The 21,611-nt window shown below is 71.9% G+C and carries 24 protein-coding genes; 16 read left to right on the top strand and 8 right to left on the bottom strand.

Annotation, left to right across the window (positions count from 1 at the left end; genetic code table 11):
- Positions 1–44: 44 nt before the first annotated feature.
- Complete coding sequence (locus ACFYW5_RS32725; protein ID WP_389420753.1) at positions 45–1,001, bottom strand: TIGR03557 family F420-dependent LLM class oxidoreductase; 957 nt, start codon at positions 999–1,001, stop codon at positions 45–47.
- Positions 1,002–1,173: 172 nt separating this feature from the next.
- Here ACFYW5_RS32725 and ACFYW5_RS32730 point away from each other — a divergent pair, with 172 nt between their 5' ends.
- From ACFYW5_RS32730 to ACFYW5_RS32790, 13 genes are read left to right on the top strand one after another with little or no spacing between them, the layout of a single operon-like run.
- Positions 1,174–2,655: an NAD(P)/FAD-dependent oxidoreductase gene (locus ACFYW5_RS32730; RefSeq protein WP_389420754.1), complete on the top strand. Its 1,482-nt coding sequence runs from the start codon at positions 1,174–1,176 to the stop codon at positions 2,653–2,655.
- A gap of 9 nt (positions 2,656–2,664) precedes the next feature.
- Positions 2,665–4,512: a transketolase gene (locus tag ACFYW5_RS32735; RefSeq protein WP_389420755.1), complete on the top strand. Its 1,848-nt coding sequence runs from the start codon at positions 2,665–2,667 to the stop codon at positions 4,510–4,512.
- Complete coding sequence (ligD, locus tag ACFYW5_RS32740; protein ID WP_389420756.1) at positions 4,509–5,447, top strand: non-homologous end-joining DNA ligase; 939 nt, start codon at positions 4,509–4,511, stop codon at positions 5,445–5,447. Before ACFYW5_RS32735 ends, ligD begins: the two co-directional genes overlap by 4 nt.
- 52 nt (positions 5,448–5,499) lie before the next feature.
- Positions 5,500–5,838 carry a gas vesicle protein gene (locus ACFYW5_RS32745; RefSeq protein WP_389420757.1) on the top strand — a complete coding sequence of 113 codons (339 nt, stop codon included), beginning with the start codon at positions 5,500–5,502 and terminating at the stop codon, positions 5,836–5,838.
- A 54-nt stretch (positions 5,839–5,892) separates the two neighbouring features.
- Entirely contained in the window at positions 5,893–6,315 is a 423-nt protein-coding gene (locus ACFYW5_RS32750; RefSeq protein ID WP_389420758.1) for a gas vesicle structural protein GvpA, read from the top strand.
- A complete protein-coding gene (locus ACFYW5_RS32755; protein WP_389420759.1) occupies positions 6,312–7,073 on the top strand; it encodes a GvpL/GvpF family gas vesicle protein in 762 nt (253 codons plus the stop codon). The genes ACFYW5_RS32750 and ACFYW5_RS32755 overlap by 4 nt, the downstream gene beginning before the upstream one ends.
- A gap of 4 nt (positions 7,074–7,077) precedes the next feature.
- The gene (locus ACFYW5_RS32760) at positions 7,078–7,305 is read left to right on the top strand and encodes a gas vesicle protein GvpG (RefSeq protein ID WP_389420760.1); all 228 of its coding nucleotides are present in this window, start codon (positions 7,078–7,080) and stop codon (positions 7,303–7,305) included.
- The gene (locus tag ACFYW5_RS32765; protein ID WP_389420761.1) at positions 7,302–7,973 is read left to right on the top strand and encodes a DNA primase; all 672 of its coding nucleotides are present in this window, start codon (positions 7,302–7,304) and stop codon (positions 7,971–7,973) included. The genes ACFYW5_RS32760 and ACFYW5_RS32765 overlap by 4 nt, the downstream gene beginning before the upstream one ends.
- The gene (locus ACFYW5_RS32770; RefSeq protein WP_389420762.1) at positions 7,970–9,076 is read left to right on the top strand and encodes an SRPBCC family protein; all 1,107 of its coding nucleotides are present in this window, start codon (positions 7,970–7,972) and stop codon (positions 9,074–9,076) included. Before ACFYW5_RS32765 ends, ACFYW5_RS32770 begins: the two co-directional genes overlap by 4 nt.
- Complete coding sequence (locus tag ACFYW5_RS32775; RefSeq protein ID WP_389420763.1) at positions 9,073–9,408, top strand: gas vesicle protein; 336 nt, start codon at positions 9,073–9,075, stop codon at positions 9,406–9,408. Before ACFYW5_RS32770 ends, ACFYW5_RS32775 begins: the two co-directional genes overlap by 4 nt.
- Complete coding sequence (locus ACFYW5_RS32780; protein WP_389420764.1) at positions 9,408–10,202, top strand: GvpL/GvpF family gas vesicle protein; 795 nt, start codon at positions 9,408–9,410, stop codon at positions 10,200–10,202. Before ACFYW5_RS32775 ends, ACFYW5_RS32780 begins: the two co-directional genes overlap by 1 nt.
- Positions 10,199–10,387 carry a gas vesicle protein gene (locus tag ACFYW5_RS32785; protein WP_389420765.1) on the top strand — a complete coding sequence of 63 codons (189 nt, stop codon included), beginning with the start codon at positions 10,199–10,201 and terminating at the stop codon, positions 10,385–10,387. Before ACFYW5_RS32780 ends, ACFYW5_RS32785 begins: the two co-directional genes overlap by 4 nt.
- The gene (locus ACFYW5_RS32790; protein ID WP_389420766.1) at positions 10,384–10,665 is read left to right on the top strand and encodes a gas vesicle protein K; all 282 of its coding nucleotides are present in this window, start codon (positions 10,384–10,386) and stop codon (positions 10,663–10,665) included. Before ACFYW5_RS32785 ends, ACFYW5_RS32790 begins: the two co-directional genes overlap by 4 nt.
- A 48-nt stretch (positions 10,666–10,713) precedes the next feature.
- Here ACFYW5_RS32790 and ACFYW5_RS32795 read toward each other — a convergent pair whose 3' ends face one another.
- Both ACFYW5_RS32795 and ACFYW5_RS32800 read right to left on the bottom strand, forming a co-directional pair.
- On the bottom strand, positions 10,714–11,535 hold the full coding sequence (locus ACFYW5_RS32795; protein WP_389420767.1) for a class I SAM-dependent methyltransferase: 822 nt from the start codon (positions 11,533–11,535) through the stop codon (positions 10,714–10,716).
- 90 nt (positions 11,536–11,625) lie between these two features.
- On the bottom strand, positions 11,626–13,119 hold the full coding sequence (locus ACFYW5_RS32800; protein ID WP_389420768.1) for a bifunctional phosphatase PAP2/diacylglycerol kinase family protein: 1,494 nt from the start codon (positions 13,117–13,119) through the stop codon (positions 11,626–11,628).
- Positions 13,120–13,180: 61 nt separating this feature from the next.
- Here ACFYW5_RS32800 and ACFYW5_RS32805 point away from each other — a divergent pair, with 61 nt between their 5' ends.
- The 3 genes from ACFYW5_RS32805 to ACFYW5_RS32815 all read left to right on the top strand — a co-directional run bounded on the left by ACFYW5_RS32805 (position 13,181) and on the right by ACFYW5_RS32815 (position 15,870).
- On the top strand, positions 13,181–13,837 hold the full coding sequence (locus ACFYW5_RS32805) for a histidine phosphatase family protein (RefSeq protein WP_389420769.1): 657 nt from the start codon (positions 13,181–13,183) through the stop codon (positions 13,835–13,837).
- A 42-nt stretch (positions 13,838–13,879) separates the two neighbouring features.
- Complete coding sequence (locus ACFYW5_RS32810; RefSeq protein ID WP_389420770.1) at positions 13,880–15,499, top strand: ABC-F family ATP-binding cassette domain-containing protein; 1,620 nt, start codon at positions 13,880–13,882, stop codon at positions 15,497–15,499.
- Positions 15,500–15,621: 122 nt separating this feature from the next.
- Positions 15,622–15,870, top strand: a complete 249-nt coding sequence (locus tag ACFYW5_RS32815; protein WP_389420771.1) for a DUF6158 family protein — start codon at positions 15,622–15,624, stop codon at positions 15,868–15,870.
- Between the two features lie 15 nt (positions 15,871–15,885).
- Here ACFYW5_RS32815 and ACFYW5_RS32820 read toward each other — a convergent pair whose 3' ends face one another.
- From ACFYW5_RS32820 to ACFYW5_RS32840, 5 genes are all read right to left on the bottom strand, one after another.
- Positions 15,886–17,982 carry a catalase gene (locus ACFYW5_RS32820; RefSeq protein ID WP_389420772.1) on the bottom strand — a complete coding sequence of 699 codons (2,097 nt, stop codon included), beginning with the start codon at positions 17,980–17,982 and terminating at the stop codon, positions 15,886–15,888.
- Positions 17,982–18,524, bottom strand: a complete 543-nt coding sequence (locus tag ACFYW5_RS32825; protein WP_389420773.1) for a type 1 glutamine amidotransferase domain-containing protein — start codon at positions 18,522–18,524, stop codon at positions 17,982–17,984. Before ACFYW5_RS32825 ends, ACFYW5_RS32820 begins: the two co-directional genes overlap by 1 nt.
- Before the next feature lie 139 nt (positions 18,525–18,663).
- Entirely contained in the window at positions 18,664–19,083 is a 420-nt protein-coding gene (locus tag ACFYW5_RS32830) for a CBS domain-containing protein (RefSeq protein ID WP_389420774.1), read from the bottom strand.
- Positions 19,084–19,100: 17 nt separating this feature from the next.
- Positions 19,101–19,475: a DUF2795 domain-containing protein gene (locus ACFYW5_RS32835; protein ID WP_389420775.1), complete on the bottom strand. Its 375-nt coding sequence runs from the start codon at positions 19,473–19,475 to the stop codon at positions 19,101–19,103.
- Positions 19,476–19,711: 236 nt separating this feature from the next.
- On the bottom strand, positions 19,712–21,505 hold the full coding sequence (locus ACFYW5_RS32840) for a thiamine pyrophosphate-requiring protein (protein ID WP_389420776.1): 1,794 nt from the start codon (positions 21,503–21,505) through the stop codon (positions 19,712–19,714).
- Between the last annotated feature and the right edge of the window lie 106 nt (positions 21,506–21,611).

Consider the following 21,611-nt stretch of genomic DNA (forward strand, 5'->3'; position numbering starts at 1 on the left):
CCCATTACGGGTGCCCGCCTCTTCGTCACCGGTCCAGCCTTTCGTCAACGGTCCAGCTGCGGCAGCACCTTCGTGCGGTAGAAGTCGAAGAAGCCGCGCTGGTCCGGGCCGATCTGGTTGACGTAGACCCGGTCGAAGCCCGCGTCGGCGAAGGCCGTCAGCGCCGCGACATGTTCCTCGACGTCGTCCCCGCACACCGCCTTCTCGCTCACCGTCTCCTCGGTGACCAGCGGCTGCAGCTGCTCGAAGTGCTTCGGAGAGGGCAGGATCTGGGCCATCTCACCGGGCAGGAACTGGTTGGACCACAGCCGGCGCACCGTGCGCACCGCCTCGTCGCGGTCCGTGCCCCAGCAGACCTTGGTCCCGCCGCTGACGGGCTTCGCGCCCCCGCCGCCCTTGCGGAACTGGGCCACCATGTCCTCGTCCGGCGTCATCGTGATGAACCCGTCGCCCACCCGCGCCGCGAGCGAGGTCGCCGCCGGGCCGAAGCCGGAGATGTCGATCGGGACGGGCTCGTCGGGGACGGTGTAGAGGCGGGCGTTCTCGACCTGGTAGTGCGTGCCGTAGTGACTGACCTCCTCGCCGGAGAACAGCCGGCGCATCACCTGGATCGCCTCCTCCAGCATCTCCAGGCGCATCCGCGCGGGCGGCCAGACATGGCCGAGGATGTGCTCGTTGAGTGCCTCGCCGGTGCCGACGCCGAGCCGGAAGCGGCCCTGGGACATCACCGCCGCGGTGGCCGCGGCCTGGGCGATCACCGCCGGGTGGATCCGTACGGTCGGGCAGGTCACGGCCGTCTCCACGGGCAGTGACACCGCCTCGGAGATCGCGCCGATCACCGACCACACGAACGGGCTCTGGCCCTGCGCGTCGTTCCACGGGTGGTAGTGGTCCGAGATCCACAGCGACTGGAATCCGGCCTGCTCCGCCATCCTCGCCTGCTCGACGAGCTCGGCGGGCCGGAACTCCTCGCACGAAAGGAAATAGCCGTATTCGGGCATCAGGAGACACCTCCGGTACTGCCGCGGGGGGCGGCGGGTCGGGACGCGGTCCGGGTACCCGGCCGGGGAGACGGAAACCGGGCTGTCCGGGGTGACGTTTGGCGGTCCTGACCAGGGGGACGCGGAAAGCTTCCGAGGTACGCGAACCAGCCGCCACAACGGCCGGAGGCCCATGGTGAGTCGCCCCCGCATCGTGATCGTCGGCGCCGGTTTCGCCGGGTACCGGACGGCCCGGGTGCTGTCCCGGCTCACCCGTCACCGTGCGCACATCACCCTGCTGAACCCGACCGACTACTTCCTGTATCTGCCCCTGCTGCCCCAGGTCGCCACCGGCGTCCTGGAGCCGCGCCGGGTGACCGTCTCGCTCCCCGGCACCCTGCCCGGCGTACGTCTGGTGCTCGGCGCGGCGGAGGCCATCGACCTCGACGGCCGCACCGTGCACTACAGCGGACCGGAGGGCGATCCCGGCACGCTCTCCTTCGACCGGCTGGTGCTGGCCGCGGGAAGCGCCAACAAGCTGCTGCCGGTCCCGGGGGTCGCCGAGCACGCGCACGGCTTCCGCGGCCTGCCCGAGGCGCTGTACCTGCGCGATCACGTGACCCGGCAGCTGGAGCTGGCCGCCGCCGACGACGATCCGAAGACCTGCTCGGCGCGCTGTACGTTCGTGGTGTCCGGCGCCGGATACACCGGCACCGAGGTCGCCGCGCAGGGCAAGCTCTTCACCGACGCCCAGACCAGGCGCCGCCCCCTGAAGCCGCGCTGGCTGCTCCTCGACACCGCCGACCGGGTCCTGCCCGGACTGGACCCACGGCTCTCCCGCACCGCCGACAAGGTGCTGCGGGAGCGGGGCGTCGACATCCGGACCGGCACCTCGGTGAAGGAGGCCACACCGGACGGAGTGCTGCTGAGTGACGGCGAGTTCATCGACACCCGCACCCTGGTGTGGTGCGTGGGCGTACGGCCCGATCCGCTCGCCGCGTCGCTGGAACTGCCCCTGGAGCACGGCCGGCTGCTGGTCGACCCGCACCTTCGGGTGCCGGGCCGCCCCGAGCTGTTCGCCTGCGGGGACGCGGCGGCCGTACCGGATCTGGAGCGGCCCGGCTCGTACACGCCGATGACAGCGCAGCACGCCTGGCGGCAGGGGAAGGTCGCCGCCCGCAACGTGGCCGCCTCGCTGGGCATGGGGGAGAGCGGGGTCTACCGCCACCGGGACCTGGGCTTCGCCGTCGACCTCGGCGGGGTGAAGGCCGCCGCCAATCCGCTCGGCGTGCCCCTGTCCGGGGTGGCCGCCGGCGCGGTCACCCGCGGCTACCACCTCGCGGCGATGCCCGGCAACCGCGTCCGCGTCGCCGCCGACTGGCTCCTGGACGCCGTACTCCCGCGCCAGGCGGTCCAGTTGGGGCTCGTACGGTCGTGCGCGGTGCCGCTGGACACGGCCTCGCCGGAGCTGGTGCGGGCGCCGGGGGCGGCGCAGGCACCCGGCCGTCAGACCCGCACGGACGGGACCGAACCGGTCAGGAATCAGCCGGGTGGTGGGCACGCGGTCCAGCCGGGCGGCGCACCCGCCAGGCACCAGCCCGGTGGTTGGCCCGCCGGGAAACGGTCCGCCGAATCACCCCGCCGCCCCGTCAAACGTCGCGGCAATCCCGCGTAAAGGAGACTCATGAACACCGCCGAACTCGTCGAACTGGGCCAGCAGTTGCGCGTGGACAGCGTGCGCGCCTCCGACGCCGCGGGGTCGGGGCACCCGACCTCGTCCATGTCCGCCGCCGACCTGATGGCCGTACTCCTCGCCAACCACTTCCGTTACGACTTCGACCGCCCCGCCCACCCCGGCAACGACCGCTTCGTGCTGTCCAAGGGACACGCCTCGCCCCTGATGTACGCCGCCTTCAAGGCGGCCGGTGTCGTCGAGGACGCCGAACTGCTCACCTTCCGCAAGCTCGGCAGCGCCCTCGAAGGGCATCCCACGCCGCGGCGGCTGCCGTGGGTCGAGACGGCCACCGGATCGCTCGGGCAGGGGCTGCCGGTCGGCGTGGGGATCGCGCTCGCGGGCAAGCGGCTCGACCGCAGCGGCTACCGGGTGTGGGTGCTGTGCGGGGACAGCGAACTGGCGGAGGGCTCCGTGTGGGAGGCCGCCGAGCACGCCGCGTACGAGCATCTCGACAACCTCACCGCCGTCGTCGACGTCAACCGGCTCGGCCAGCGCGGGCCCACCCGGCACGGCCATGACCTCGACGCCTACGCACGGCGCTTCCGGGCCTTCGGCTGGCACACCATCGAGATCGACGGACACGACGTCGACGCGATCGACCGTGCCTACGGCGAGGCCAGGTCCACCACCGGACAGCCCACCGTGATCCTCGCCCGCACCCTCAAGGGCAAGGGCGTCGAGGCCGTCGAGGACCGGGAGGGCCTGCACGGCAAGCCGCTCAAGAGCGCCGAGGAGGCCGTCGCCGAACTCGGCGGGCGGCGCGACCGCGTGATCCGGGTGCACGAACCGGCCGCCGCGCGCCTGCTGCACGCCGTCGAGGACGGCGACGTCGACCTCCCGCAGTGGGCGATGGGCGAGGAGGTGGCCACGCGCGACGCCTACGGCAAGGCGCTCGCCGCGCTCGGCGCCGGACGCGGCGATGTCGTCGCCCTGGACGGCGAGGTCGGGGACTCCACCCGCGCGGAACTGTTCGCCAAGGAGCACCCCGACCGGTACTTCGAGTGCTACATCGCCGAGCAGCAGATGGTCGCCACCGCGATGGGACTCTCCTCGCGCGGCTGGGTGCCGTACGCCGCCACCTTCGCCGCGTTCCTGACGCGCGCGTACGACTTCGTGCGCATGGCGTCCATCAGCGGCACCGGCCTCAACCTGGTCGGCTCGCACGCGGGCGTCGCCATCGGCCAGGACGGGCCCTCGCAGATGGGCCTGGAGGATCTGGCGATGATGCGCGCCGTGCACGGCTCGACCGTGCTGTACCCGTGCGACGCCAACCAGACCGCCCGGCTCGTCGCCACCATGGCCGGCCTGGAGGGCATCCGCTACCTGCGCACCTCGCGTGGTGAGGCCCCGGTGATCTACGGCCCGGACGAGGAGTTCCCGGTCGGCGGCAGCAAGGTGCTGCGCTCCTCCGGCGCGGACCGGATGACGCTGGTCGCCGCGGGCGTCACCGTGCACCAGGCGCTGGCCGCGGCCGACGCGCTGGAGCGCGAGGGCATCGCGGCCCGGGTGATCGACCTGTACTCGGTCAAGCCCGTCGACCGGGTCGTCCTGCGCCGGGCCGCCGAGGAGACCGGCTGTCTGATCACGGTGGAGGACCACCGCGAGGAGGGCGGCCTCGGCGACGCCGTCCTGGACGCCTTCCTCGACGGGCGCCCGGTGCCCCGGCTGGTGCGGCTCGCGGTCCGGACGATGCCCGGCTCGGCGTCCCCGGACGAGCAGCTGCACGCCGCGGGCATCGACGCCGAGTCGATCGCCGCCGCGGGCCGGCTGCTGGTGGCGGAGGCGATCGTGCCGTGAGCGGGGAGGACGGCGTACGGAGCGTGCGGGCCGGGCGGCGCACCGTCGAGGTGCACCGGCCCGAGAAGGTGCTGTTCCCCGGCGACGGCGGCACGAAGGAGTACACCAAGGCCGACCTCGTCGACTACTACCGGTCCGTCGCGCCCTTCATGCTGCCGCATCTGCGGGGCCGCCCGCTGATGCTGGAGCGGCACCCCGACGGGCTCGACGGGCCCCGGTTCATGCAGAAGAACACCCCGGAGAGCTACCCGGACTGGGTCACCCGCATCGAGGTGCCCAAGGAGGGCGGCACGGTCCGTCACACCGTGTGCGACGACACCGCCACCCTCGTCCTCCTCGCCGACCAGGCCGCCCTCACCCTGCACCGCTGGCTCTCCCGGACCGGGCGGCTCGACCGGCCCGACCGGATGGTCTTCGACCTGGACCCGGCGGGGGACGACTTCGGGCCGGTGCGCGAGGCGGCCCGGCTGCTCGGCGAACTGCTGGACGAACTGCATCTGCCGTCGGCCCTGATGACGACCGGCTCGCGCGGACTGCATGTGATCGTCCCGCTGAACGGCCGGCACGACTTCGACGAGGTGCGGGAGTTCTCCCGGGACGTCGCCGACACCCTCGTCGCCGCCCACCCCGACCGGCTCACCACCGCGGCGCGCAAGAAGGACCGCGGCGACCGCCTCTACCTCGACATCCAGCGCAACGCCTACGCGCAGACCACCGTCGTGCCCTTCACGGTCCGCGCCCGGCCAGGCGCCCCCGTGGCGGTCCCCATCGGCTGGTCCGAACTGGACGACCCGGAGCTGCACGCCCGCCGGTGGACCATCACCGACGCGGTGGACCAGGCCCGCACCGATCCGTGGGCCGGACTGCTCGGCCGGGGCCGGGCTCTCGGGCCCGCCCGGCGCAGGCTCAACGCCCTGAGTGGCCACGGAAAGTAAAGCCAGGGGTTTGACCACGCCCTCTCGGGCCACCCGATGTCGGGAGGGGACCATGACTGATTCACACGACACACACAAGAAATCCCAAGAAGAAACGGATGAATCGGACGCCGAGTCGACGCCGACGCCGATGGAGGTGCTCCGCCAGGCCCGCGCCCAGCTGGCCGAACTCACCGGCATGACCGCCGAGTCGGTCTCGTCCTTCGAACAGACGGAGGACGGCTGGGCGCTCGAGATCGAAGTCCTGGAGCTGGTTCGTGTCCCCGACACGATGAGCCTGCTCGCCAGCTACCAGGTGGAACTCGACCGGCAGGGCATGCTCACCGGCTACCGGCGGGTGCGCCGCTACGAGCGAGGGCGTTCCGACGCACGCGGGCAGGGCGGCCGCTAGGCCGTCCCCCCGTCCCGTTTCGATCACCATCACAGAAGAGGAGGATCGGTCGGCATGACCGTAGTCCCGGCACAACAGAGCGGTGGCGGAGGCGGCAGCAGCGGTCTCTACGACGTCTTGGAGCTCGTCCTGGATCGGGGGCTCGTCATCGACGCATTCGTCCGCGTGTCCCTGGTGGGCATCGAGATCCTCAAGATCGACGTACGAGTCGTCGTCGCCAGCGTCGACACCTATCTCCGCTTCGCCGAGGCGTGCAACCGCCTCGACCTGGAGGCCGGTCCGCGCAAGAGCCCGGGTCTGCCCGACATGGTCGGCCAGATAACCGAGTCCGGCGCCCGCGGCAAGTCCAAGGGAGCGCTGTCCGGCGCGGCCGAGACCGTGTCCGAGGCCTTCAAGCAGGCCCGGGGCGAGGGGCAGGCCGAACCCCGGCGCGCCCGCAAGTCCACCACGACGCGTAAGAAGGAGGAGCAGGAGTGAGCACGTACGTCTATGGCATCACCGCGAGCTCGCATCCCTCCCTCCCCCACGACATGACCGGGGTCGGCGAGCCGCCGCGCCCGGTGCGGGTGCTGAAGGCGGGCGAGCTGGCCGCGCTCGTCAGTGACGCGCCCGAAGGGCTGCGCCCCAAGCGGCGGGACCTGCTCGCCCACCAGAGCGTCCTCGCGGAGACCGGCGCGGCCGGCTGTGTGCTGCCCATGCGGTTCGGCAGCATCGCCCCCGACGACGACACGGTGACCGGAGTGCTCACCGAGCGCGCCGACCACTACCAGGAGCGGCTGCGCACGCTGGACGGCAAGGTCGAGTACAACATCAAGGCCACGCACGACGAAGAGGCCGTGCTGCACCGGGTGATGTCGCAGAGCCCGGAGATCCGCAGCATGACCGAGGCCAACCGGCAGGCGGGCGGCGGAAGTTACGACCAGAAGCTGAAGCTCGGCGAGATGGTGGTGGCCGCCGTCAAGGCCCGCGAGGCCGAGGACGCCGCCGAGGTCCGGCGGGTCCTGGAGGCCGAGGCGTCAGCGGTCAGCGTGGGCCCCGAGTCCAGTGGCTGGCTCGCCAACATCTCGTTCCTGGTCAGCCGGGACACCGCGGATGTGTTCCTGGCCGCCGTCGACGAGCTGCGCAAGAACCGGCCGCACCTGGAGGTGCGGGTCAACGGTCCGCTGCCGCCGTACAGCTTCGTCGAGCCCGGACCGGCGGAACCCGCGACCACCCTGTCCGCAGCGGAGGAGTAGGCACATGGGTCTGCTCGGAGAGGTCCTGCTGCTGCCGTTCGCCCCGGTGCGCGGTAGCGCGTGGGTGATGGGCCAGGTGCTCAGCGAGGCGGAGCGCATCTACTACGACCCCGCCACGATCCGGGCCGAACTCGCCCGCCTCGAAGAGCAACTGGACGCCGGAGAGATCGACGAGGAGGAGTTCGACCGCCGGGAGGACGAACTACTCGACAGGCTGGAGCACACACCATGAACAGAGTGGGACTTGGCCTCGCCGTAGGGGCGGGGTATTTCCTCGGACGGACGAAGAAGCTGAAGCTGGCGTTCGCCGTCGGCACGCTCGTCGCCGGCAAGCGCATGAACCTGAGCCCGAAGATGCTCGCGGACCTGGCCTCCCAGCAGCTGCGCAACAACCCGCAGTTCAAGGAGATCGGGGACCAGCTGCGCGAGGACATGCGCGGCGTCGGGAAGGCGGCCAGCGGGGCGATGCTCGAGCGGCAGCTCGACGCGTTCGCCGACCGGCTGCACGGCCGCACCGCGCAGGTGCGTGACCAGCTGTCGGGCGTGGTCCCGAACCTCGACTCGGAGGACTCGGAGGACTCGGAGGACTCCGAGGAGTACGAGGAAGAGGACGACGCCGCCGAGGGCTACGACGACCGCGACGCCGAGGGCTACGAGGACGACGCCGACGAGGACGACGAGCCGGAGCAGCGCGCGCCGCGCAAGAAGGCGCCTCCGGCGAAGAAGGCGGAGGCTAAGAAGACCGCCCCGGCCAAGAAGACGGCGAAGAAGATGGTCCCCGCGCAGCAGGGATCGGCCTCCAAGACCGCCTCAGCCGGAAAGAAGACGGCTCGCAAGACCGTCGGCAAGAAGGCGCCCGCGGCTCGCGGTGCCCGCTCGAAGGGCGGTGAAGGGCGATGAGCGAGAACACCGGACCCGTGAGCTCCCTGGCCCGCAGCGAAGCCGTCGAACGGTTGAAGGCGGAGTTCCAGGAGTATCTCGCCGCGCAGGCCCAGCGCCTGCTGGTCGGCGCCGGCCAGAAGCTCGGCGAGACCACGATGAAGCTGAACGACGTAGCCGACGGCAAGAGCCCCGGCTTCGCCAAGCTCGCCCTCGACGGCGGCCGCAAACTGGCCGAGGGCAAGGGCCCGCTGCGCAGCGCGCTGGAGATCGGCGCCTCGCGCGCCAAGGACAGCGTGACCGACGCGCTGCGCAACCTCGGCGGCGGCAAGGGCAAGAGCAAGACCGCGGCGGGCAAGAAGCCCACCGTCATCATGGAGTTCATCGATGTCGGCGTCCCGCTGCGCACCGCCTACGACCAGTGGACCCAGTACCAGGAGTTCAGCACCTTCGCCAAGGGCGTGCAGAGCGCGAACCGCGCCGACGACACCACCTCCGACTGGCGGATGAAGATCTTCTGGTCCAGCCGGAGCTGGAAGGCGCACACGACCGAGCAGGTGCCGGACGAGCGGATCGTCTGGACCTCGGAGGGTGCCAAGGGCACCACGAAGGGCGTCGTGACCTTCCACCAGCTCGCCGACAACCTCACGCGCGTGCTGCTGGTGATCGAGTACTACCCCAAGGGGCTGTTCGAGAAGACCGGCAACATCTGGCGCGCCCAGGGCCGCCGGGCCCGGCTGGACCTCAAGCACTACGCCCGGTTCGTCTCGCTCAAGGGCGAGGTCGAGGACGGCTGGCGCGGCGAGATCCGGGACGGTGAGGTCGTCGTCAGCCACGACGACGCGGTGGCCGAGGAGGAGCAGGAGCAGGAGGAGTCGCAGGACGCCTACGAGGAGGACGAGGCGGACGACGAGGCGACGGACGAGGTCCAGGACGAGGCGGACGACGAGCCGGAGGACGCCTACGAGGACGACGCCGAGGAAGCCGCTGAGGACGACACCGAAGAAGTGGCCGAGGACGAAGCGGCCGAGGACGAACTCGCCGAGGACGAGGCGGACGAGGGAGAGGAAGAGTACGAGAGCGAGCCGGAGGAGACCCACGCCGGCACCGGGGACCGCCGATGACGATGCCCAGCCGGCTCCCGGATCCCTATGGCCAGGGTGGCGGTTCCAACCTCGCCGACATCCTGGAACGCGTCCTGGACAAGGGCGTGGTCATCGCGGGCGACATCCGGATCAACCTCCTCGACATCGAACTGCTCACCATCAAACTGCGTCTGATCGTCGCCTCCGTCGACAAGGCGCGGGAGATGGGCATCGACTGGTGGGAGGACGACCCGGCGCTGTCCTCGCGCGCCCGGCGCGACGAACTCGCCCGGGAGAACGCCGAGTTGCGTGAGCGGCTGGCCCAGCTGGAGCCCAGCCTGGAGCCCAGTCGCTCGCAGGAGGAGGCCTGATGTCCGGGCTGCGCTATGTGTACGCCGTCTGCCGGCCCTTCGGGTCGGCCCTCCAGTCCCAGCTCACCGGCGTCGGCGGGCAACCGCCGCGCCAGCTGACCCATCACGGCCTGATCGCCGTGTACAGCGTGGTGCCGGAGGAGGACTTCGCCGAGGAGCCGCTGCACGCCCATCTGGAGGACCTGGACTGGCTCACCGAGACGGCCAGGGCCCACCAGGGCGTCATCGACGCGCTCACCGCCGTCACCACCCCGCTCCCGCTGCGGCTCGCCACCGTGTTCCGGGACGACAGCGCCCTGCGCACGATGATGGAGTCCCGCGAGGAGTACTTCCAGCGCACCCTGGACCGGCTGACGGGCCGGGTGGAGTGGGGTGTCAAGGTCTACGTCGAACCGCCGGCCGAGGACACCCGGGCGCCCGCCGGGAAGCCGGCCTCGGGCCGGGACTACCTCCGCCAGCGACGCCGCAGCGTGCGCAGCCATGAGCAGACCTGGCAGGAGGCGTCGGCCTTCGCGGACCGCCTGCACGCGACGCTTTCCTCCTTCGCGGAGGAGTCCCGGCTGCACAATCCGCAGAACTCGGCGCTCTCCGGTGCCACCGGGCAGAACGTGCTCAACGCGGCCTATCTCGTGACGCGCGGGAACTCCGAGGAGTTCGTGGAGATGGTGGACCGCACGAAGGACGAGGCCGAGGGGATGCGGGTGGAACTCACCGGCCCCTGGGCGGCCTATTCCTTCACGGACGAGGGGCCGGGCGAGGAAACGGGAGCGGACAGGAGGGGCGAGGGCAGGTGACGGTCATAGAACGCCGGGAGGTCGCCCTGGTGGACCTCCTGGACCGGCTGCTGGCCGGCGGCGTCGTCATCAAGGGCGACATCACGCTGCGCATCGCGGACGTCGACCTCGTGCGCATCGACCTCAACGCGCTGATCAGCTCGGTGAACGCCAACGTCCCCTCGCCCTTCGGAGACCTCACGTGAGCGCCCGCAACCGGCTCGACCTCGACCCCGAGAGCGTGGACCGCGACCTCATCAAGCTCGTGCTCACCGTGGTGGAACTGCTCCGCCAGCTCATGGAGCGCCAGGCGCTGCGCCGCTGCGACGAGGGCAATCTGAGCGAGGAGCAGGAGGAGCGGATCGGGCTCACGCTGATGCTGCTCGACGAGCGCATGGGCGAGCTGCGCGAGCGCTACGGACTGCGGCCCGAGGACCTGAACCTCGACCTCGGGCCGCTCGGTCCGCTGCTGCCCCGGCAGTGATCCACCTGTACCTAGCGGCCCCTGCCTCCGGCGGCAGCGGGGCCGCTTTCAGTTGTCCTTGCGGCACAGGATCTCGCCGTGCAGCACGCTGAACCAGCCGTCCGCCCGCTCCCCCCACTCCCGCCAGGCCGCCGACACCGCGCGCAGCCGCTCCTCGGTGGCGTGGCCGCCCTCCACGGCCCGCTCGGCATAGGCCGAGGCCAGCGTCCGGTCGGCCCACAGCCCGCTCCACCAGGCCCGCTCCTCGGCGGACGCGAAGGTCCAGGTGTCCGAGGTGGCCGTGATGTCGCGCAGCCCCGCCGCCAGCGCCCAGGACTTCAGCCGCCGCCCCGCGTCCGGCTCGCCGCCGTTGGCGCGGGCCACCCGCCGGTACAGATCCAGCCAGTCGTCCATCCCCGGGGACGCCGGGTACCAGGTCATCGCTGCGTAGTCCGAGTCGCGGACCGCGATGAGCCCGCCGGGCCGGGTCACCCGGGTCATCTCGCGCAGCGCCCGCACCGGGTCGCCGACGTGCTGGAGCACCTGGTGGGCGTGGACCACGCAGAAGGTGTCGTCCGGGAAGTCCAGCGCGTGCACGTCGGCGACCGCGAAGTCGACGTTGTCCAGGCCCCGTTCGGTGGCGGTGGCCCGGGCCTGTTCCAGCACCCCCGGCGCCCGGTCCACCCCGGTGACCCGGCCGTCCGGCACCAGTGCCGCGAGATCGGCGGTGATGGTGCCGGGCCCGCAGCCGATGTCCAGGATCCGCATGTGCGGTTCGAGCGAACCCAGCAGGTAGGCAGCGGAGTTGGCGGCGGTGCGCCAGGTGTGCGAGCGCAGCACCGACTCATGGTGCCCATGGGTGTACACGGCGGTCTCCCGCGGCTTCGACATGCGTTCCCCTCGTTTCGTCGTGGTGGCGCCACGGTACGCCCGCATGTCGAATGATGAGACCCGCGTTTTGAATAGTGGAATGACGGGTGGTCAGCTCTCGGGCAGCGGCCGGTACACGGTCAGCGCCTCCGGCAGCTTCTCCAGCGTCACCTCGCCCTCCACCTCGGTCACTTCACCGTCGTAGGCGAGGAGCGAACCGGGGGCGACGCCGGACAGGCGCAGCCGGCCGACCTGGACCGCCGCGTGGGCGGGGGAGCGGGTCAGCGGCCCGGCGACGGCGGCCGCCAGCAGCCGGGCCGCGGGGCGGCGGCCGCCGTGCACGACCCGCACGTCCAGCACCCCGTCGGCGAGGTCGACCCGGCGGCCGGGGGCCAGGCCCATCCGGTGGTAGGTGCCGTTCCCGGCGAACAGCAGCCACAGCGGCCGGGTGCTGGTGCCGATCTGCGCCTCCAGCGGATGTCCGTCGGTCCGCAGGACCCGCAGCGCGGCCAGGACCCCGGCCGGCCAGCCGCCGATCCGGGGCGACCAGCGGTCCCGCTCGCGCACCAGCTCCGGATAGACGCCCAGGCTGCACGTGTTGACGAACACGCCCTCCCGCGCGCCGCAGCGGAACCGGCCCAGGTCCACCCGCACGGCCTGTCCGTTCACCAGGGCATGGGTCAGATCGCGCACGTCCTCCACGCCCAGGTCGTAGGCGAAGTGGTTGAGGGTGCCGCCGGGCAGGACCGCGAGCGGCAGTCCGTACCGCAGGGCGACCTCGGCGGCGGTGTTCACTGTGCCGTCGCCGCCGCACACCCCGAGCACCCGGGCCCGGGCCGCCGCCTTCTCCAGCTCCGGCCGCACCTGGCCGGGTTCGCACTCCACGACCTCGGCGCCGGGCAGGACGTCCAGCAGGGTGCGCACCCGGTCGGCGGTGCCCGAGCCCGTGTTCGCCACTAGCACCAGGCCCTCGCCCTCGGTCAGCGCCGGCACCTCCGCCCGCGGCCGGGCGGGCGGGCGGAGCTGGGCACGGGTCGGCACCAGACCCCGTACGGCGTACGCGGCGCCCGCGCCGAGCACCGCGCCCGCCAGCACATCGCTCGGGAAGTGGACCCCGGTGTAGACCCGGGACAGCGCCACCGACCAGGCGACGGGGGCCACCGCGGCCCCCCAGGCCGGGGACTCCAGCGCCACCCCGGTCGCGAAGGCCGCCGCCGAGGCGGAGTGGCCGGAGGGGAACGAGGTGGTGATCGGCTGCCGCTTCAGCTGCCGCGCCCGCGGTACGGAGTCCAGGACCGGGCGGGGCCGGCGCACCGAGCGCTTGCCGAGCGTGTTGATCGTCAGTGAGGCCAGGCTCAGCGAGGCGAGCCCGCGGACGGCGGCCCGGCGGGCCCGCGGGGTGCGGCTCGCCGCGATGACGGCGCCGGCGGCGAACCAGAGGGCGCCGTGGTTGGCGCTCCGGCTCAGCCGGGGCAGTACCCGCTCGGCGCCCGGCCAGTGCTGCCCGGCGGCGAATTCGAAGAGCTGGGAGTCGAGGGCGAGGAGCCGGTCGCGCAGCGCGTGGCGGCCGGGCTTCGGCAAGGTGAGGTCGACATCGGGACTCATAAGGTCACAGGTACCCTGATGTGGCTGTGTCTTGTCCGGTCCCGTCCCCGGAGGGCCCTCGATGCGACTGCTCCTCGTCCGCCACGGCCAGACCCCCACGAACGTCGACTGGCTGCTGGACACCGCCGTGCCGGGACCGGGTCTGACCGCACTCGGCGAGGCCCAGGCCGCCGCGCTGCCCGAGGCGCTCGCCGACGAGGACATCGAGGCCCTGTACGCCTCCACCCTGGTGCGCACCCAGCTCACCGCCGCCCCGCTGGCCGCCGCCCGCGCCCTGGAGGTGACCGTCCGTGACGGCATCCGGGAGATCACCGCCGGCGACCTGGAGATGCTGCCCGGCGACACGGAACTGGGCGAGCTGTACATGCGTACGGCGTTCTCCTGGGCGGCCGGGGACACCGAGCTGCGGATGCCCGGCGGGGAGAACGGCACCGAGTTCCTGGCCCGCTACGACGCCGTGGTCGAGGAGGCCGCGCGCAGCGGCGCCGGCACGGTCGCGATGATCAGCCACGGCGCTGCCATCCGTACCTGGACGGCGGCCCGCGCGCACAACGTCGACCTCGCCTACGCCGCCGAGCACCGGCTGGCGAACACCGGCGTGGTGATCCTGGAGGGCTCGCCGTCCGACGGTTTCAAGGCGCTGTCGTGGGCGGGCGCGAGCGTGGCACCGGCGGGCGCGGGCGGTCCGGCGGGGGAGCCGCTGGCGGACGCCGGATAACGGTTTGCCGCATCCGGCGGCGGACCCGCAGAATGCCACCTCATGGGACATCTGGAAGCCGCGCACCTGGAGTATCACCTCCCCGACGGGAGGGCGCTGCTGGGCGATGTGTCCTTCCGGGTGGGCGAAGGGTCCGTGATGGCCCTGGTCGGCCCGAACGGCGCGGGCAAGACGACCCTGCTGCGGCTGATCTCCGGTGAGCTGAAGCCGCACGGCGGCTCGGTCACGGTCAGTGGCGGCCTCGGGGTGATGCGCCAGTTCGTGGGGTCGGTACGGGACGAGACGACCGTACGGGACCTGCTCGTGTCGGTCGCGCCGCCCCGCATCCGGGAAGCGGCGCGGGCCGTCGACGAGGCCGAGCACGCGATCATGACGGTCGACGACGAGGCCGCCCAGCTCGGGTACGCGCAGGCCCTCGCCGACTGGGCCGAGGTGCGCGGGTACGAGGCGGAGACCCTGTGGGACATGTGCACCACGGCCGCGCTGGGCGTGCCGTACGACAAGGCGCAGTTCCGGCAGGTGCGCACGCTCTCCGGCGGTGAGCAGAAGCGGCTGGTGCTTGAGGCGCTGCTGCGCGGCACCGACGAGGTGCTGCTGCTCGACGAGCCGGACAACTACCTCGACGTGCCCGGCAAGCGCTGGCTGGAGGAGCGGCTGAAGGAGACCCGCAAGACGGTCCTGTTCGTCTCCCACGACCGTGAACTGCTGGCCCGGGCCGCCGAGAAGATCGTCTCGGTCGAGCCCTCGCCGGCCGGCGCGGACGCCTGGGTGCACGGCGGCGGCTTCGCCACCTACCACGAGGCCCGCCGCGAACGGTTCGCCCGCTTCGAGGAGCTGCGCCGCCGCTGGGACGAGAAGCACGCGCAGCTGAAGAAGCTGGTGCTGACGCTCCGTCAGGCCGCCGCGGTCAGCCATGAGATGGCCTCCCGCTACGCCGCGGCCCAGACCCGGCTGCGCAAGTTCGAGGAGGCGGGCCCGCCGCCGGAGCCGCCGCGCGAGCAGGACATCCGGATGCGCCTGAAGGGCGGCCGGACCGGAATCCGCGCGGTCACCTGCGAGGCGCTGGAGCTCACGGGCCTGATGAAGCCGTTCGACCTGGAGGTCTTCTACGGCGAGCGGGTCGCCGTGCTCGGCTCCAACGGCTCCGGGAAGTCGCACTTCCTGCGGCTGCTCGCCGGGGAAGAGGTGGCGCACACCGGCACCTGGAAGCTGGGAGCGCGGGTCGTGCCCGGCCACTTCGCCCAGACGCACGCCCATCCGGAGCTGGCGGGCCGCCCCCTGCTGGACATCCTCTGGCAGGAACACGCCCAGGACCGGGGTGCGGCGATGTCCCGGCTGCGCCGCTACGAGCTGACCCAGCAGGCCGAGCAGACCTTCGACCGGCTCTCCGGCGGCCAGCAGGCCCGCTTCCAGATCCTCCTGCTGGAGCTGGAGGGAGTCACCGCCCTCCTGCTGGACGAGCCGACCGACAACCTCGACCTGGAGTCGGCGGAAGCTCTCCAGGAGGGGCTGGAGGCCTTCGAGGGCACGGTTCTCGCGGTGACCCACGACCGCTGGTTCGCGCGCGCGTTCGACCGCTATCTGGTCTTCGGCACGGACGGCCGGGTACGGGAGACCGCGGAGCCGGTCTGGGACGAACGGCGGGTGGAGCGGGCGCGCTGACGCCCTCCCGCCCGCGGGCCCGGGGCCGGGGATGTTCGTAGAGTGGACGCAGGCGGGCGAAATCCCTCCAGGCGGGTACCCGGACCGCGGACCAGACACGGACGAGACGAGTGGGGCACACCATGACCGGAGTCGACCCCGGCCGGCTGGACGACCAGCAGCTCATGAAGGAGCTGGAGACCATCCACCGCACGCGCCACGACACCCTCCTGTACGGCTCGAACGACGCGCTGCGGGCCCACAACGAACGCATGGCCCAGCTGGAGGGCGAATACCTCCGCCGCAACCCGCGCCGCCCGGTCGCCTCCGGCCGTACCCGCGAAGGAGCCCGGGACCGCGGCTCGGGCGACGCCGCGACCCCGGGCACCTGACCGGCCCGCCTCCCCTCAGCGGCGCAGCGGCGAACGGTCCCAGAACCGGTGGGCCGCCACCGCCGCCGCGAAGGCCCGGCAGAACTCCTCGCTCGCCGTGCCCGGCGAGGTGTCCGTCACCACGCCCTGATCCTCGACCACCCGGTGGAACTCGGTGGAGACGTCGAGGCTCTCCGGCTCCAGCGACGACAGGATCCCCACGCCCGAGCCGAGCGCGCCGACCGGCTTGCCGTGCCGGTAGGCGTCCCGCACGAAGCGCAGGACGTCCGGATCGGCCGCGCCCGGCGGGGTGCCTCCCGGGCCCCCGGGCAGCAGCACCGCGTCGTACAGCACCGAGGCCATGGTCGGCAGCGCCCGGTCCACCGGGACCCGGTCGCCGTCCGCGCCGGCGACGGTGCCGTCGGTGGCCGCGAGCACCTCGACGACCGCACCCTCGGCGGTCAGGCTCTCGCGCACCGACGTCAGCTGGTCGCCGTCGACGCCGTCGGTGACCAGGGCCGCGATCCGCCGGGTGCGCAGGGAGCCGTCGCCCCGCAGCGCCTCAAGGCTCAGCGCGGGGGAGAGCACCTCGGGGGTGCCCTCCGCGGCCCCGGACGGCTCCGGAACCCCGATGCCGCGGGCCACCTGGGTCGCCAGCTCGCCGTTGACCTTGGCCAGCTCCTGCACGGTCCGGGTGCGGACGGCCATCGTGTCCACCTTGCCGAGCTCGAACCGGAAGGCCTCGACGATGTGCTGCCGCTCCCAGTCCGTCATGCTGTGCCAGAACAGCGCGGGCTGGCTGTAGTGGTCCTGGAAGCTCGGGCTGCGCCGGCGGATCTTCGCGCCGTCGACGCGTTCGGCGTAGTGCGTGAAGGCGCCGCTGTCCACGCCCGCGTGCGCGGGGCAGCCGCCGCCCAGGGAGTTGGGGAAGTAGTTGGTGCCCCGGTGGATCGCGCTCTGGCCGTAGCCGTCGCGCTGGTTGGTGCGGACCGGCACCACGGGCCGGTTCACCGGCAGCTGCGCGAAGTTCGGCCCGCCGAGCCGGATCAGCTGCGTGTCCAGATAGGAGAAGTTGCGGGCCTGCAGCAGCGGGTCGTTGGTGAAGTCGATGCCGGGGACCACATTGGCCGTGTGGAAGGCGACCTGTTCCGTCTCGGCGAAGAAGTTCTCCGGGTTGCGGTCCAGGACCATCCGGCCGATCGGCCGCACCGGCACCAGCTCCTCCGGGATGAGCTTGGTGGCGTCCAGCAGATCGAAGTCGAAGGCGAACTCGTCCTCCTCCGGCACGAGCTGGACGCCCAGCTCCCACTCCGGGTACTCGCCCGCCTCGATCGCGTCCCACAGGTCCCGCCGGTTGAAGTCCGGGTCGCGGCCCTGGCACTCCTGCGCCTCGTCCCACACCAGCGAGTGCACACCGAGCCGCGGCTTCCAGTGGAACTTCACGAACGTGCCGCGGCCCTCGGCGTTCACGAACCGGAAGGTGTGCACGCCGAAGCCCTGCATCATGCGGTAGCTGCGCGGGATCGCCCGGTCCGACATCAGCCACATGATCGCGTGCAGCGTCTCGGGCTGCAGCGACACGAAGTCCCACAGGGTGTCGTGGGCGGACGCCCCGGTCGGCATGTCGTTGTGTGGCTCGGGCTTCACGGCGTGCACGAAGTCCGGGAACTTGATGCCGTCCTGGATGAAGAAGACCGGGAAGTTGTTCCCGACGAGGTCGTAATTGCCCTCGGACGTATAGAACTTGGTCGCGAAGCCGCGCACGTCCCGTACGGTGTCCGCCGACCCCTTCGGGCCCTGCACGGTGGAGAACCGCACGAACACGGGCGTCCGCACGGACGGGTCCTGGAGGAACGCCGCCCGGGTGAACTCCGCGCAGGACTCGTACGGTTCGAAGTAGCCGTACGCGCCCGCGCCCCGGGCGTGCACCACCCGCTCCGGGATCCGCTCATGGTCGAAGCGGGTCAGCTTCTCCCGGAAGTGGAAGTCCTCCATCAGGGTCGGCCCGCGCTCACCGGCGGCCAGCGAGTCGTCGGTGTGGTCCACCGGCACGCCCTGGTCGGTGGTGAGCGGCCCGCCCTTCGGGTCGTCCGCCCGGAACCGGTCGCGCTGCTGCTGCTTGCGGTCCTCCATCAAGCGGCCTCCTTCGCGAACACGTCCAGGAATGTCTCGCAGAACGCCGTCAGGTCGTCGGGCTTACGGCTGGTGACCAGCTTGTTGGGACCGTGGTCGCACACCTTCACCTGCTCGTCGACCCAGGTGCCGCCCGCGTTGCGGATGTCGGTGCGCAGGCTCGGCCAGGAGGTGAGCACCCGGCCCCGCACGACGTCCGCCTCGACCAGCGTCCACGGCGCGTGACAGATCGCGGCGACCGGCAGGCCCCGCTCGAAGAAGGCGGCGACGAAGGCGACGGCCTGCTCGTCCATCCGCAGGAAGTCCGGGTTGGCGACGCCGCCGGGCAGGACGAGGCCCTCGAAGGAGTCGGCCGTGGTCTCACCGACGACCTCCTGCACCGGGAAGGTGTCGCCCTTGTCGAGATGGTGGAACGCCTGGATCTTCCCCGGCTCCGTCGACACCAGCACGGGTTCGTGACCGGCGTCCACCGCCGCCTGCCAGGGGTCGGTCAGTTCGACCTGTTCCACGCCCTCGGGCGCGGTGAGAAATGCGATGCGCATGGTGGTTCAGCTTCCTTTCGTCCTCTAGCGCGTGCTCGTGCGCGGCGTCGCCCGCCGGTCCCGCGGCAGCACACGGGCCGGGACAGCGGGCGCCCGCGGCGTCCGGCGCCCCGGCCCTCCTGCAGCAGGGACCGCGCGCTCACTCGTCCGGTGTGGCGCGACTGATGTCGGCCAGTGCCGAGTCCGGGTCCTGCGCCTCGGCCAGGTCGCCGAGGCTCACCACCCCGACCGGCAGGCCGTCCTCGACGACCGGCAGCCGGCGCACGGCGTGCTGCCGCATCAGGGCGACCGCGGCCGCCACCGGGTCCTGCGGGGCGACCACCAGGGGATCGGGCGTACACACCGACCTCACGCTCGCCGTCAGCGGGTCGACGCCCTCGGCGACCGCCCGCACGGTGATGTCACGGTCGGTGAGCACGCCCACGATCCGCTGGCCGTCGGCCACCAGCACATCACCGATGTCCTGGTCGCGCATCAGCTGCGCCGCCTCGGCCAGTGAGGCGTCCGGGCGGACGGCGACCACTCCGGCGGTCATCACGTCCCTGACGAAATCGGCCATCGTGTTCCCCTCCGGGGCTAGCGTCGGGTGAGGGCTTCGGCGAGCTCCTGGACAGTGGTGTAGCGCTCCGTGCGCGGCAGCCGCTCCACCGGCTCCACCAGGGCATCGGGCGCGTAGGCGCGGCGCAGGGTGCCGGCCAGCTCGTGCGGGCTCGCCGGGAACAGACTGCGACTGAGGTACCGGGCCAGCTCCTGGCGCACCGCCGCCAACGAGGCCGTACCCCCGCCGGGTGCCACCGGTCCGCCCGCGACCTGCGGGTCGTCGTCGGCGCTCGGCTCGGGGTCGTACCACTCGTCGACCCGGGTCGGATGACCGGACCTGAGCAGGCCCTGGAGTTCGTGCTTCATCTCGTCGTCACGGTGAACGTTCAGCCGGTCGCTGCCTCGCTGCATGACTCCCTCCAGATCTTCGGGTCCGCACCGCGTACCCGAAGAGCCACGGCCGACACGGTCCGGCCGGGTTTGCCCGGTGCACGGCGGGAGACCCGGCCTGCGCCCCCCGCGCTTCATCCCCGGGGAAGGACAGGCCATGGTGTTGCTCGCTGTGATAGTTCCGCTGCTCATGCTCGGCGTCATGCTGGCCATGGGCCGCTACGAGGAGCTCCTGCTGCCCAAGGAGCCGGGTGAGGCTACTTCTTCGCCCGTCCCGGCAGGAACTCCTGCATCTTTGCCTTGAATCCCTGCTTGACCATGGAGCCGCGGTCCGCGTCACCCTTCAGGATCGACGCGGCCGTGGCCTCCATCTGGTCCCAGGTGGCGTGCGGCGGCACCGGCGGCACCGCGGGGTCGGTGAGGAACTCGATCACGGCCGGGCCGTCCGCCTCCAGACCGGCCCGCCAGGCGGCCTCCACGTCCTCCGGCTTCTCCACCCGGATCCCGGTCAGCCCCAGCGAACGGGCGAAGGCGGCGTACTGCACGTCCGGGAGCTCCTGCGAGGGCAGGAAGGACGGGGCGCCTCCCATGGCCCGCATCTCCCAGGTGACCTGGTTGAGGTCCTGGTTGTTCCAGATGCCGATCACCAGCCGCGGATCCTGCCACTGATCGCGGTACTTCGCCGCCGTGATCAGCTCCGCCATTCCGTTCATCTGCATCGCCCCGTCCCCGACCAGCGCGATCGCGGGCCGGTCCGGATGCGCGAACTTCGCGCCGATGGCGTACGGCACCGCGCAGCCCATCGTGGCGAGCGTGCCGGACAGCGAGCCGCGCATGCCGGGCCGCATCGTCAGATGCCGTGCGTACCAGTTCGCCATCGAGCCCGCGTCGGAGGTGACGATGGCGTCGGCCGGCAGCAGCGGGTCCAGGGCATGGGCGACGTACTCCGGGTTGATCGGGTCCGCCGACAGCTTCGCCCGCCGCTCCAGCACGTCCCGCCAGCGCGTCACGTTGTCGCACACGGTGTCGAACCACTCCCGCCCGCGCGCCGGGTCGATCATCGGGATCAGGCGTTCCAGGGTGGCCCGCGCGTCGCCGACGAGATTCACCTCGTACGGATACCGCATCCCGACCATGTGCGGGTCGATGTCGATCTGCACGCCCCGCGCCTCGCCGAAGTCCGGCAGGAACTGGGAGTACGGGAAGGAGGACCCGATGGTCAGCAGCGTGTCGCAGTCCCGCATCAGCTCGTACGACGGCCGCGTGCCCAGCAGGCCGATGGAACCGGTGACGTACGGGAGTTCATCGCTCAGCACGTCCTTGCCGAGCAGCGCCTTGGCGACACCCGCGCCGAGCACCTCCGCCAGCCGCTCCACCTCGGCCCGCGCCCCGGCGGCGCCCTGACCGACCAGGATCGCCACCTTGTCACCGGTGTTGAGGATCTCCGCGGCCCGCTCGATCGACTCCCGCGAGGGGAGCGCCGTCCAGGAACTGCGGTCCAGGCTGGACGGCACCATCTTGAACTCGTGCGTGGGCGGTTCGTAGTCCAGGTCCTGGACGTCGCCGGGGATGATGACCGCGGTCGGGCAGCGCCGGGCGTACGCGGTGCGGATCGCCCGGTCCAGCACGTTCGGCAGCTGCTCGGGGACCGTCACCGTTTCCACGAAGTCCGAGGCCACGTCCTTGAACAGGGTGTGCAGATCGACTTCCTGCTGGTACGAGCCGCCCATCGCCGTGCGATGCGTCTGGCCGACGATCGCCAGCACCGGGACATGGTCCAGCTTGGCGTCGTACAGGCCGTTCAGCACATGGATCGCACCCGGCCCGGAGGTCGCCACGCACACCCCGAGACGGCCGCTGAACTTCGCGTACCCGACGGCCTGCAGCGCCGACATCTCCTCGTGCCGGGACTGGATGAAGCGCGGCTGGTTCTCCGCCCGCCCCCAGGCCGCGAGCAGGCCGTTGATGCCGTCACCGGGATAGCCGAAGACATGCTCGACCCCCCACTCGCGCAGCCGCTGAAGTACGTGATCGGAGACCTTGGTGCTCATACGGGGACCTCCCGGCCGGGATGAAATGGGCAGCATCCCTACGAGTCACCCTGGTCGTCCGCCGAAAACCTGAGCCGGTGTTTGCGGGACAGGGGCACGGGCAGGC

Origin of the sequence: Streptomyces sp. NPDC002779 (assembly GCF_042888685.1) — a bacterium.
In the GTDB taxonomy this organism is placed as follows: domain Bacteria; phylum Actinomycetota; class Actinomycetes; order Streptomycetales; family Streptomycetaceae; genus Streptomyces.

Coding starts and splice junctions, on each gene's coding strand:
- ACFYW5_RS32725 (WP_389420753.1), bottom strand. CDS start 1,001: ATGCCCGAATACGGCTATTTCCTTTCGTGCGAGGAGTTCCGGCCCGCC.
- ACFYW5_RS32730 (WP_389420754.1), top strand. CDS start 1,174: ATGGTGAGTCGCCCCCGCATCGTGATCGTCGGCGCCGGTTTCGCCGGG.
- ACFYW5_RS32735 (WP_389420755.1), top strand. CDS start 2,665: ATGAACACCGCCGAACTCGTCGAACTGGGCCAGCAGTTGCGCGTGGAC.
- ACFYW5_RS32745 (WP_389420757.1), top strand. CDS start 5,500: ATGACTGATTCACACGACACACACAAGAAATCCCAAGAAGAAACGGAT.
- ACFYW5_RS32750 (WP_389420758.1), top strand. CDS start 5,893: ATGACCGTAGTCCCGGCACAACAGAGCGGTGGCGGAGGCGGCAGCAGC.
- ACFYW5_RS32760 (WP_389420760.1), top strand. CDS start 7,078: ATGGGTCTGCTCGGAGAGGTCCTGCTGCTGCCGTTCGCCCCGGTGCGC.
- ACFYW5_RS32765 (WP_389420761.1), top strand. CDS start 7,302: ATGAACAGAGTGGGACTTGGCCTCGCCGTAGGGGCGGGGTATTTCCTC.
- ACFYW5_RS32770 (WP_389420762.1), top strand. CDS start 7,970: ATGAGCGAGAACACCGGACCCGTGAGCTCCCTGGCCCGCAGCGAAGCC.
- ACFYW5_RS32775 (WP_389420763.1), top strand. CDS start 9,073: ATGACGATGCCCAGCCGGCTCCCGGATCCCTATGGCCAGGGTGGCGGT.
- ACFYW5_RS32780 (WP_389420764.1), top strand. CDS start 9,408: ATGTCCGGGCTGCGCTATGTGTACGCCGTCTGCCGGCCCTTCGGGTCG.
- ACFYW5_RS32795 (WP_389420767.1), bottom strand. CDS start 11,535: ATGTCGAAGCCGCGGGAGACCGCCGTGTACACCCATGGGCACCATGAG.
- ACFYW5_RS32800 (WP_389420768.1), bottom strand. CDS start 13,119: ATGAGTCCCGATGTCGACCTCACCTTGCCGAAGCCCGGCCGCCACGCG.
- ACFYW5_RS32805 (WP_389420769.1), top strand. CDS start 13,181: ATGCGACTGCTCCTCGTCCGCCACGGCCAGACCCCCACGAACGTCGAC.
- ACFYW5_RS32810 (WP_389420770.1), top strand. CDS start 13,880: ATGGGACATCTGGAAGCCGCGCACCTGGAGTATCACCTCCCCGACGGG.
- ACFYW5_RS32815 (WP_389420771.1), top strand. CDS start 15,622: ATGACCGGAGTCGACCCCGGCCGGCTGGACGACCAGCAGCTCATGAAG.
- ACFYW5_RS32820 (WP_389420772.1), bottom strand. CDS start 17,982: ATGGAGGACCGCAAGCAGCAGCAGCGCGACCGGTTCCGGGCGGACGAC.
- ACFYW5_RS32825 (WP_389420773.1), bottom strand. CDS start 18,524: ATGCGCATCGCATTTCTCACCGCGCCCGAGGGCGTGGAACAGGTCGAA.
- ACFYW5_RS32830 (WP_389420774.1), bottom strand. CDS start 19,083: ATGGCCGATTTCGTCAGGGACGTGATGACCGCCGGAGTGGTCGCCGTC.
- ACFYW5_RS32835 (WP_389420775.1), bottom strand. CDS start 19,475: ATGCAGCGAGGCAGCGACCGGCTGAACGTTCACCGTGACGACGAGATG.
- ACFYW5_RS32840 (WP_389420776.1), bottom strand. CDS start 21,505: ATGAGCACCAAGGTCTCCGATCACGTACTTCAGCGGCTGCGCGAGTGG.